We start from the raw sequence: 10,967 nt of genomic DNA on the forward strand, positions 1-10,967 counted from the left end.
CGTGGCCGGGCGCGTCGGTGCCCGCGCCGCGGCGACCCCACCCGGACATCCGTCCGTACACACAGGACGTGTTCGCGGCGAGCACGTCCTCCGGGCCCAGCCCGAGCCGCTCGGCGACACCGGGCCGGAAACCCTCGAGGACGACGTCCGCGGTGCCGGCGAGGGCCAGCGCCCCGGCCGGGTCCCGCCGGACGTCCACAGTGACGATCCTCCTGCCGCGCAGCAGGATCGAGTGCACCCGCGGGGCGTCGGGACGGTCCAGTCGCACCACGTCGGCGCCGAGGTCGGCCAGCACTGTGCCTGCGAACGCGACCGGTCCCACCCCGCCCAGCTCCAGCACCCGGGTCCCCGCGAGGGGGCCGGTCGTGGCGACGGTGGCGGGCTCGACGGCCGTCACGACGCGGCGACCGGAGCGCTCGTGAGCTGGTCGCGGACGACGTGTTTGAGCACCTTCCCGGTGGCGTTGAGCGGCAGTGCGTCCAGGAAGACCACCTCGCGCGGCACCTTGTAGGCGGCCAGGGTGGCCCGGCACCGGTCGACCACGAGCTGCCCATCGACCGTCGAACCCGACGCGGCGACCACGGCGGCGACGATCCGGGCGCCCCACCGCTCGTCCGCCACCCCGACCACGGCGACCTGCGCGATGCCGGGGATCTCCCCGATCACACGCTCGATCTCCTCGGGATGGATGTTGATCCCACCGGACTTGATCATGTGGTCCTTGCGACCGTGCAGGTAGAGGAACCCGTCGGTGTCGACCGAGCCGAGGTCGCCGGTGCGGTACCAGCCGCCGCGCAGCGCGGCACTGGTCCGCTCGGGATCGCCCGCGTAGCCCAGGAACACGTGCCTGCCACGGGAGCAGATCTCGCCCACCTCACCGGCCGGGACCAGGCGGTCCTCGGCGTCGAGCAGGGCGATCTCGCAGTCCAGGGCGGGCCTGCCCACGCTGCTCAGCAGGTGCTCGCGGCCGTTGAGGGCGAGCTCGTGGTCCTCGGGGGTCAGCAGCGTCATCGCGCCGGCCTCGGTGCAGCCGTAGCTCTGGAACAACGCCGCCCCGAACGCGCTGCCCGCCTGACGGACGAGGGCGGGGGACACCGGCGTCCCGCCGTAGAGGATCCAGCGCAGCGTCGAGTCCGGACGCGGGCCACGTTCGGCGTCCGCCGCCAGCATCATGTGGAGCATCGTGGGCACGAACGTCGCCCCGGCGACCCCGGGCCTGCGGACCGCCTCCAGGGCGCGCTCCGGCGAGAACTCGTCGAGCTCGACGGCTGCACCACACCACAACGTGTGCTGGACCATCATGATCCCGGCCATCAGCATGATCGGCAGGGGGAGGTAGAAGACCTCGCCGGGCTCGAACCGCATGCCCGCCTGCGACCAGCGCGCCGAGACGGGGACGAACCCGTCGTGGGTGAGGAGGGCGGCCTTCGGACGCCCTGTCGTCCCGCTCGTGTAGGACTGCAACGCCACCGGCTCGTCGGACGCAGGCAGCACCACGTCGGTGTGCCGCGGCCACGTGCGGGCGTCCCGCCAGCCGGCCCGCTCGCCGTCGAGCAGGATCTTGGGCAGGTCGAGGCCTGCCGTGGCCTCGTCGAGGTCGTCGGCACGCGACAGGCTGCCGAACACGGCGCGCGCGCCGGAGTCGCGGAGGAACCCGGCGTAGTCGCCCGCCCGCAGGCGCGGGTTCATCGGGACGGTGACCAGGCCGGCCTTGGACGCAGCCAGCAGCGCCAGCACGGCGTTCGGATGGTTGGCCGCCGCGAGCGCGACCCGGTCGCCCGGTTCCAGCCCGAGGTCGGCGAGCTCTGCAGCCCAGGCCGACGTGACCGCGGAGGCCTCGCCGTAGCCGATGCCGTCCGGGCCGGTGACGACCGGGAGCTCGGGGCGTCGCCCGGCCCAGTACTCGAGGGGATCGTGCAGCCGCACCGCTACCTCCACCGTCGCTGATCAGTCGACTGCCAGGATTCGGCGAGCGCGTTATCGCCGACGTTATGGGGCCCGTCCATCCGTAACGGCGCCCGTAACGACCCCGGCCGGGACGGACCGCCGGTCCCGCAGCGGACCCGCTTCTCGCTACCGCAGCAGCGCACCGGCGTCGACGGGCAGGGTGGCGCCGGTGATGTAGCGGGCGTCGTCCGAGGCCAGGAACAACACGGCCTTGCTGACGTCCGCGGGCTCGACCCAAGGGACGGGCAGGGCGTTGATGCCGGCGAAGGCGCCCCGCACGTCGTCGAGACCGGGGTTCTCCAGGTCGGGGCGGAAGGTCCGGAAGGTGCCCTCGTTCATGATCATCGGGGTGTTGACGGCGGTGGGGTGCACGAGGTTCACCCGGATCGACTGGTGCGCGTGCTCCAGGGCGAGGGTCCTCATGAGCCCGGTGAGCCCGTGCTTGGCCGCCGTGTAGTGCACCAGGTTGCGGATCCCGCGCAGCCCGCCGACCGAGCTGGTCAGCACGATCGAGCCGCCGTCCGCCATGTGCGGGATCGCGGCCGCGCACGTGTGCCAGGCACCGGTCAGGTTGGTGTCGAGCACGTTCCGCCAGGCCTCGTCGGACAGCCCGCGCTCCACGCCCCCGTAGCCCGAGATGCCCGCGTTCGCCACGACGACGTCGAGCCTGCCGAGCTCGGCCACGCCGGTGTCGACGGCGGCCCGCACCGCGGCCGAGTCGCGGACGTCCGCGACCACGGCGTGGCAGCGCCGGTCGTGCCCCTCGACCAGCCTGGCGGTCTCGGCGAGGTCCGCCGGGGTGGACATCGGGTAGGTGACCGTGTCGATCTGGGCGCAGATGTCCAGCGCGACCACGTCCGCCCCCGCCGCCGCGAGGTGGACGGCGTGGCTGCGCCCCTGGCCGCGGGCCGCGCCGGTGACCAGCGCGACCCGCCCCGTCAGGTCCGTCATGCGTAGGGTCCGACGACCTTCGTCTGCAGGTACCCCTCGATCGCCTCGGGCCCCGCCTCCTGGCCGAAGCCGGACTGTTTCCAGCCCGCCAGCGGCACGTGGAAGTCCGTGACGTGCGCGTTGATGTTGAGCGTGCCCGCGCGCACCTTCAGCGCCATCGCCTCGGCGCGAGCGATGTCCGGGCTGAACACCGCGGAGCCCAGCCCGTACACGGTGTCGTCGGCGATCGCCACGGCCTCCGCGTCCGAGTCGTAGGCGATCACGGCCAGCACGGGGCCGAAGACCTCGTCCCGGGCGATCGCCTGGTCGGGGCGGACCCCGGCCACGACGGTGGGCTCGACGTACCAGCCGCGGTCCAGCCCCGCGGGCCTGCGGCCGCCGGTGGTGATGGTGTTGCCCGCGGCACGGGCCCCGTCGACGAAGCCCTCCACCCGGGTCCGCTGCCGCTCGGCCACGAGCGGGCCGATCTCGGTGCTCGCGTCGAACGGGTCGCCGACCTTCTGGGCCGCCATGGCCGCGGTGACCGCGTCGACGATCTCGCTCTCGCGCGAGCGCGGGACCAGCAGCCGGGAGTTGGAGATGCAGATCTGCCCGTTGTTCTGGCAGACGCCGAAGACGATGTGGGGGAGCGCGGTCTCGACGTCGACGTCGTCGAGCAGGATGGCGGCGGACTTGCCGCCGAGCTCCAGGCTGATCCGCTTCAGCGTCGGTGCGGCGTCGGCCATGATCGTGCGCCCCGCGGCGGTGCTGCCGGTGAAGGCGATCTTGTCGACGTCCGGGTGCTGGACCAGGTAGCGGCCGGTCTCGCGGCCACCCTGGACGATGTTCACCACGCCCGGCGGGATGCTCGACGCCGCGAGGGCCTCGGCCAGGTGGTAGGCCGACAGCGGGGACTCCGGGGCGGGCTTGAGGACGACGGTGCAGCCCGCCAACAGCGCCGGGGCCAGCTTGTACATGGCGAGGAACAGCGGACCGTTCCAGGGCACGATCGCGCCGACCACGCCGACCGGCTGCTTGTGCAGCTTCCAGGAGCCCACGAGCCCGGTCCGGTCGGAGACCAGCTCGAGCGACTCGGCCAGGTCGGCGTAGTACTCCAGCATCATGATCGGGCCGGGAGCCTGGCCCGCCTGGGCGTAGCTGAGCACCGTGCCCATCTCGGTGGTGATGGTGGTGGCGGTCTCGGCGACGCGCTCGGTCAGCGCCTTCGCCAGGTCGCGCATGTGGGCGGCCCGCTCGACGGGGGTCAGCCAGGGCCAGTCGGTCTCGTCGAACGCCCGGCGGGCCGCGGCGACGGCGGCGTCCACGTCCGCCGGAGCGGCCTCGGGCACGGAGCCCACGACCTCCTCCGTGCTGGGCGAGACGACCAGGATGCGCGCGTCGGTCGACGGGGCCGACCAGCCGCCGTCGACGAAGAAGGAGTCGCGTTCGTAGAGGGACATCAGCGTCCTAACCTGCTCGGAAGGCGATGGACTTCGGCTGGGCGAACTCGAGCAGCCCGGCCAGGCCGTGCTCGGTCCCGACGCCCGAGGCCCCCCAGCCGGTGACGGGGGCGGCGAGGTCGGGTGCGGTGCCGCCGCCGTTGATGCGCACGGACCCGGTCCTGAGCCGACGCGCGATCTCCCAGGCCCTGCCGGTGTCCGCGCTGACCACGGCGCCGGACAGCCCGAAGCGGGAGTCGTTGGCGATGGCGACGGCCTCGTCGTCGGTGTCGAACGGCAGGACGACGGCGACGGGGCCGAAGATCTCCTCCTGCGCCACCCGGGCCTTCGGGGTGACGCCGTGGATCACGGTGGGGCGGTAGAAGAAGCCGTCGCCCTCGACGGGCTTGCCGCCGCAGACGACCTCGCCGCCCTCGCCCGCGCCGATCTCCACGTACGACGCGACCCGCTGCCGTTGGGCCTCGGAGACCAGCGGTCCCATGGTGGTCCCCGGTGCCGCGGGATCGCCGATCACCGCGGCCTCGGCGCGGGTGGCCAGCGCGTCGAGGAAGTCGTCCACCAGGGAGCGGTGCACGACGTGCCGGGTGAGCAGGACACAGCCCTGGCCCGCGTGCAGGGTGAAGCTGCCGAACGCGATGTCCGCCGCCCTGGCGACCTCGGCGTCCTCCCGCACGACCAACGCGGACTTGCCGCCCAGCTCCAGCACGACGGGCTTGAGCGAGTCCGCGGCGGTGCGCATGACCGCGCTGCCGGTGCGGTCCGACCCGGTGAAGCTGATCATGTCGACCCGTGGGTCGGCGACCAGCCGGTCGCCGACCTCGGCCGCGCCCGTCACGACGTTGAGCACGCCCGGCGGCAGCCCCGCCTCCGCGGCGGCGGCCCCCAGGACCAGGCCCTCCAGGGGGGTCAGCGGCGACGGCTTGAGCACCACGGTGTTGCCCAGGGCGAGCGCGGGCCCGAGCTTGGACAGGTTCAGGAACAGGGGGAAGTTGAAGGGCGTGATCAGCCCGCAGACCCCGAGCGGCTCGTGGACCAGCGCGGTCCCGCCCAGCACCGACCCGGCGCCGACCTGGAGCGGGGTGACCGAGTCGAGCCCGCCCGCCGCCAGGTCGACGGCGTGGGAGAACCGGCCGAAGCCCAGCCCGAAGTGGGTGCTGTCCACCAGCCACGGCAGCGCACCGCTCTCGGCGGTGATGACGGCACCGAGCTGGGCCCGGTGCGCGTCGAGCACCTCGATGAACCCGTGCAGGAGCCTGCCCCGCTCGGCCTGGGTCATCCGCGGCCAGGGCCCCTCGTCGAAGGCTCGACGGGCAGCGGCGACCGCCCCGTCGAGGTCCGCCAGGGTGCCCTCCGGCACCGAGCCGATCGCGCGCCCGGTCGCCGGGTTCACGACGTCGGCCGACGGGCCGGTCGACGGCACCCACGCGCCGTCGACGAACAGCCCGTCGTAGGAGGTGCGGACCTCCATCACACCGACCAGGTCAGCGGCAGGGTGTCGAGGCCGTTCACCTGGTTCATGTGCCGGGTCGGGGTCGTGCCCTCGGTGATCCGGTAGTGCGGGATGCGGGCGTGGAACTCCTCGAGCACGATCCTGAGCTCGAGCCGGGCCAGGTGCGACCCGACGCAGCGGTGCGGGCCGACGCCGAAGGTCAGGTGCCGGTTGGCGTCGCGCGAGAAGTCGATCGTGTCCGGGTCCGCGAACTCGGCCGGGTCCCGGTTGGCGGCGATCGAGTTGATGAGCACCCGGTCGTCCGCCTTGACCGGGCAGCCGCTGAGCTCCACGTCCTCGGTCACGCCGCGGCCGATCATGATCACCGGCTCGTAGCGCAGGAACTCCTCGACCGCGCTCGGGATGACGGTCGGGTCGTCGACGATCTGCTGCCGCAGGTCGGGGCGCTCCGCGAGGTGCTGGAACATGAACGACATCGCCGACGTGACCGTGTCCAGCCCGCCCAGGAAGAGCAGGAAGACCATGTAGAGCATGTCCTCGGGATCGATCGGCTCGTCGTCGACGACGGCGTCGAGCAGGGCGGTCATCAGGTCGTCCTGCGGGTTCTGCTTGCGGGCCTCGATGAGCTCGGCGAGGTAGGCCAGCGTCTGCTGCTGTGCCTCGCCCGCCGACATCGCGGTGTCGCCCGCGTGGGCCTGGTGGTTGATCAGGGTGGCCCAGGTGTGGAACCGCTCGGTGTCCTCCAGCGGCAGGCCCATCATCTCGACGAAGATCGTCGTGGGGAGGGGGGCGGCGAAGTCGCGGATGAAGTCGCACTCGCCCTTCGCCTCGAACTGCCCGATCAGCATGTCGCAGAGCTTGCGGATCTTGGGCTCGAGCGCGTTGATGTTGCGCGGGGAGAAGGCCTTCGCGATCAGCCCCCGGAACTTCTTGTGGTCCGGCGGGTCGGTCTCCAGCGGCGGGAGCGGACGGTGCTTGCCCCCCGCGGGGATGCGGGCGCCCTTCGCACTCGTGAACACCGTGGGGTCCTGCATGATCGCGCGGGCGTCGGCGTAGTTGGACACCACCCAGAACCCGTCGTGCACGTCGCTGTGGGCCACCGGGCACCGTTCCCGCATCGCGGTGGACACCGCGAACGGGTCCGCGCCGAGCCGGGCGTCGTGGTGGTCGAAGTGCTCCACGAAGTGCTCGACGAGCTCGGGGCTGAGCCGGGTGTCCGTGGTGGTGTCGGGCGATGAGTCCATGCCGCGTCCTCCGGGTTCGGGTCGACCGCCGTGGTCGCGGGTCGAGGGTGCTGGCCCGGCGTTATCTCCTCCGTTACGTCCGGTTCCGCTCGGGCCGGACCCCCGCCGACCACCGGTAACGCGGCTCGTAACGCGACGCTGCGTAGCTTCGCCGCCCAGCACGGCAAGGGCGACGTGCCCGGCGTACCCGAGGGTGCGCCCGGAGCCGACCCGTCCCCCGTTCCACCGGCGAGACCACGACGTGGGGAGTGTTGTCAGTGGCGGCACTGGACGAACTGGACGAGATCGACCCCGGCACCACCGCCCGGACCGATCCCAAGATCACCGTGAAGGGCCTGGAGCGGCACTTCGAGACTCCGGACGGCCTCCTGCAGGCGCTCGGCCCGATGGACCTCGAGGTCCGCGACGGCGAGTTCCTGTGCATCGTGGGCCCGTCCGGCTGCGGGAAGTCGACCTTCCTGCGCATCGCGGCGGGCCTGCTGGACCCGACCGGCGGGGAGATGGCGGTGAACCGCCAGGGCACCGGGCCGCTGTCGGCGATGGTGTTCCAGGACTACAGCATCTTTCCCTGGAAGACCGTCGAGCAGAACGTGCGGTTCGGGCTCGAGGTCGGCGCGGGCGCCCCCGCCGACGCCGAGGAGCGGGTCGGGTACTGGCTGGACCGGCTCGGCCTCGCGGCGTTCCGGCGCAGCTATCCGAGCGAGCTCTCGGGCGGTATGCGCCAGCGGGTCTCGATCGCCCGCGCGCTGGTCGTCGAGCCCGAGATCCTGCTGATGGACGAGCCGTTCGCGGCGCTCGACGCCCAGCTGCGGATGCTCATGCAGGACGAGCTGCTCGCGCTCTGGCAGGAGCACCGGCGCACGGTCGTGTTCATCACCCACAACCTCGACGAGGCCGTCCTGCTCGGCGACCGGGTGATCGTGATGAGCAAGCGGCCGGGCCACATCGTCGGCGAGTTCGAGGTCCCGTTCACCCGCCCGCGGACCGCGGACCTGCGCGGCAGCGGGGAGTTCGCGGCGCTCGAGCAGGAGATCTGGGCGAACCTGCGTTCCGAGGCCTACGGCGCGGCCGACGCCGTCACCCCCGCCGCGCCCACCGTCCCGACCCGCCGCGGCCTGTTCAGGAGGGCCCGATGACCACCACGAACGACCGCCCGCTCGCCCCACCCGCGCCCGCGGGGAGCCGGATCGTCTTCGCCCCCAAGGTCTCGCTCGCCGACCGATACCGGCGCAACGCCCGCGGACGGCGGATCGACAACGCCCTGCGGTTCGGGGTCCCGATCGGGCTGCTGGTGATCTGGCAGCTCGCGGCGATGCTGGACCTGTTCGACCGGCGGTTCTTCCCCTCCCCGGGCGACGTCGTCGAGTCCCTGGGCACCGCGATCGGCACCGGTGTGCTCCAGGAGGCGGCGCTCGTCAGCACCTACCGGCTCGTCGTCGGGTTCGTCGTCGGCGCCCTCGTCGGGCTGCTCATGGGCTTCGTGCTCGGCCGGGTCCGGCGGCTGAACGTGGCCCTGGACCCGATCATCAGCGCGCTCTACACCGTCCCGAAGCTGGCCATGCTGCCGATCCTGCTGCTGATCTTCGGCCTGTCCGACCTGCCCATCCTCATCCTGATCGCGGCGAGCGTCTTCTTCATCGTCGTCATCTCGACCACCGCGGCGGTGACGGCCGTGCAGAAGAACTACTTGGAGCCCGCCCAGTGCTTCGGCGCCACCGGGCTGCAGACGCTGCGACACGTCGTCCTGCCCGCCTCGCTGCCGTCGGTCTTCGTGTCGTTGCGGCTCGCGGCGGGCAACGCCGTGTTGGTGCTCATCGGCATCGAGTTCGTCCAGGGCGGTGCCGGCATGGGCTACCTGATCTGGAACTCCTGGCAGCTGTTCGACGTGGGCCGGATGTACGTCGGGGTCGTCCTCGTGGCGGTCTTCGGCGTGCTGTTCCAGACCCTCATCACCGGCCTCGGCCGGTTGGCCACCCCGTGGACGCGCCGCGGCGGCTCGGCGTCCTCCCACTGACCCACCTCGAGACAAGGGAACTCTCATGATCATGGACAACGCAGTCCTCGGCGGCGCGCGATGAGGCGCCGGGGTCTCCGCACCGGGATCGCCCTGGCGGTGGCGGGCCTCGCGCTCGTGACCGCAGCCTGCGGATCGGGCGGCGGCGCCTCGACCGGGGGCACGTCCGCCGCCACCGAGGTCTTCGCGCCGACCGGCGACCCGCTCGCGCCGAAGCCGCTCGCGCAGAAGGAGACGGTGACGGTCGGGATCGGCAAGCAGCTCGAGGTGTACGCCCAGTTCATGCTGGCCGACGCCGAGGGTGAGTTCGCCAAGGAGAACCTCGAGGTCGTGGCCCAGGACATCCCCGAGACGGACAAGATGCCGCTGCTGGCGCAGGGCAGGCTGGATCTCGGCTTCGTGGCGATGACCGCGGGCCTGCTCAACTCGATGGGCAGCGACACCGGTGTCAAGTGGGCCTTCCCGGGCTCCGCCTACGGTCCGGAGTCCTTCCAGGGCTACTGGTTCAGCAAGGCCGCCTTCCCGAACGGGGTGAAGGCGTCGGAGATGCGCGGCAAGACCATCCTGACGCCCTCGGGCAACGCGTCGATCTCGGCGTACTACCTCTGGCAGTGGATCCAGAAGAACGACCCGACCGTCAAGTTCGAGGACCTGAAGTTCCAGGTCATGAAGCCGACCGAGATCGCGGTCGCGATGTCGAACGGCGCGGCCGACGTCGCGCAGGTGACCTCGCCGGGCTCGTCGCTGCTGCAGAACGACCCGTGCTGCGAGTTCGTCGACACCGGGTTCCCGCGTACCGCACTCATCGGGTACGTGGGCAGCAAGGACTTCCTCGACGACCGGCCCGAGGTCGCGATGGCGTTCTTCCGGGCGATCGCCCGCACCCAGCGTGAGTACCTGCAGCCCGGCTACCACCAGAACGCGGACGTGGCCGCGAAGCTGGCCCAGCAGATGGGCCAGCCGGTCGAGAAGGTGCAGGCACTGCCGGAGCTGCTGTTCGACCCGGCCTTCCCGATCGGCGTCGAGCACCTGGCCGCCCAGCAGTACTGGCGCGACCTCGGCCTGCTGAAGTACCCGACGAACCTGACCGAGCAGCAGGTGTTCGACACCCGGTTCGTCGACACGCTCACCAGGTCGCCCACCACCTGACGCCCGGTGCGCCGGGGAGCCCGACCTCCCCGGCGCACCGGTGACGCGTCTCGACCCCGGCCGCACCCTCCGCGACACGGCCGTTCGACCGTCGCCGACGAGCCCGTCGGGCATGGGTCGTGACGCGCCGACCGGGTCGGCCATAACGCCCCCGATAACGAGTCGGCGCCACCCTGGTGAGTCCGGCACCGACGGCGGCGCCGGGGACGCCGTGGGAGGGTTCCGTGTCGAGGATGATCACCAGGACCCCGGTCGAGGTGCGCGCGCCGATGACGACTCGATCACGGCGCTTGTCCGTTATCACCCGGTCGTGTTAGGCCAGTGCAGTGACGACCGACACGTCGACGACGACGCTGATCCCCCTGTCGCGCCAGGCTCGCACGGTGCCCGCTGACGCGCGCCCCGGTATGCCGCGGCCCGCGCTCGTCCGGCGGGTGCAGGACGCGTTCGCCCAGGTCCCGGTCGTCCTGGTCGTGGCAGGTGCGGGCGTGGGGAAGTCGACGCTGGGCCGGCAGGTCGTGGCCGAGCACAGCGGATCCGTGCAGTGGATCGCCGTAGAGTCGGACATCACGCCCGGCGAGCTCGAGACCGTGCTGGCCCGGGCCCACGGTCGGTCGCTCGTGGTGCTCGACGACCTGGAGAACGTCGTCGACGATCCCGCGCTGTCCGCCGTCGTCGACGGCTTCCTGGCAGCGCCCCCTCCCGGGACCCAGGTCCTCGCCCTGAGCACCCGCTCGCCGGGGCCCGCCGTCGGAGCGTTGGTCCTGGAGGGC

At 72.2% G+C, this 10,967-nt stretch carries 10 protein-coding genes; 4 read left to right on the forward strand and 6 right to left on the reverse strand.

All coding sequences use genetic code 11. From position 1 onward, the window contains the following. The 6 genes from H5J29_RS08915 to H5J29_RS08940 form a co-directional block, all read right to left on the reverse strand. On the reverse strand, nucleotides 1-397 hold a 397-nt coding region (locus H5J29_RS08915), incomplete at its 3' end, for a CoA transferase (protein ID WP_181780446.1). Then, entirely contained in the window at nucleotides 394-1,926 is a 1,533-nt protein-coding gene (locus tag H5J29_RS08920; protein ID WP_181780447.1) for a class I adenylate-forming enzyme family protein, read from the reverse strand. The genes H5J29_RS08915 and H5J29_RS08920, both read right to left, overlap by 4 nt. Nucleotides 1,927-2,073: 147 nt before the next feature. Then, nucleotides 2,074-2,898 (reverse strand): mycofactocin-coupled SDR family oxidoreductase, encoded by an 825-nt coding sequence (locus H5J29_RS08925; RefSeq protein ID WP_181780448.1) that lies wholly within the window; start codon nucleotides 2,896-2,898, stop codon nucleotides 2,074-2,076. After that, nucleotides 2,895-4,337: an aldehyde dehydrogenase gene (locus H5J29_RS08930; protein ID WP_181780449.1), complete on the reverse strand. Its 1,443-nt coding sequence runs from the start codon at nucleotides 4,335-4,337 to the stop codon at nucleotides 2,895-2,897. The genes H5J29_RS08925 and H5J29_RS08930 overlap by 4 nt, the downstream gene beginning before the upstream one ends. Nucleotides 4,338-4,344: 7 nt before the next feature. Continuing rightward, nucleotides 4,345-5,805, reverse strand: coding sequence for an aldehyde dehydrogenase family protein (locus tag H5J29_RS08935; protein WP_181780450.1), 1,461 nt, complete (start codon nucleotides 5,803-5,805; stop codon nucleotides 4,345-4,347). Continuing rightward, nucleotides 5,805-7,031: a cytochrome P450 gene (locus tag H5J29_RS08940; protein WP_181780451.1), complete on the reverse strand. Its 1,227-nt coding sequence runs from the start codon at nucleotides 7,029-7,031 to the stop codon at nucleotides 5,805-5,807. Before H5J29_RS08940 ends, H5J29_RS08935 begins: the two co-directional genes overlap by 1 nt. Nucleotides 7,032-7,288: 257 nt before the next feature. Between H5J29_RS08940 and H5J29_RS08945 the strand changes: the two genes are divergently transcribed. The 4 genes from H5J29_RS08945 to H5J29_RS08960 all read left to right on the forward strand — a co-directional run. Then, entirely contained in the window at nucleotides 7,289-8,167 is an 879-nt protein-coding gene (locus H5J29_RS08945) for an ABC transporter ATP-binding protein (RefSeq protein WP_312858125.1), read from the forward strand. Further along, nucleotides 8,164-9,045 carry an ABC transporter permease gene (locus H5J29_RS08950; protein ID WP_181780452.1) on the forward strand — a complete coding sequence of 294 codons (882 nt, stop codon included), beginning with the start codon at nucleotides 8,164-8,166 and terminating at the stop codon, nucleotides 9,043-9,045. Before H5J29_RS08945 ends, H5J29_RS08950 begins: the two co-directional genes overlap by 4 nt. Before the next feature lie 60 nt (nucleotides 9,046-9,105). Next, nucleotides 9,106-10,194: an ABC transporter substrate-binding protein gene (locus H5J29_RS08955; protein WP_181780453.1), complete on the forward strand. Its 1,089-nt coding sequence runs from the start codon at nucleotides 9,106-9,108 to the stop codon at nucleotides 10,192-10,194. Nucleotides 10,195-10,577: 383 nt separating this feature from the next. Beyond that, nucleotides 10,578-10,967 (forward strand): P-loop NTPase (locus tag H5J29_RS08960; RefSeq protein ID WP_220187150.1); only part of this gene is annotated, 390 nt, incomplete at its 3' end.

Origin of the sequence: Pseudonocardia pini (assembly GCF_013870575.1) — a bacterium.
Lineage (GTDB): Bacteria > Actinomycetota > Actinomycetes > Mycobacteriales > Pseudonocardiaceae > Pseudonocardia > Pseudonocardia pini.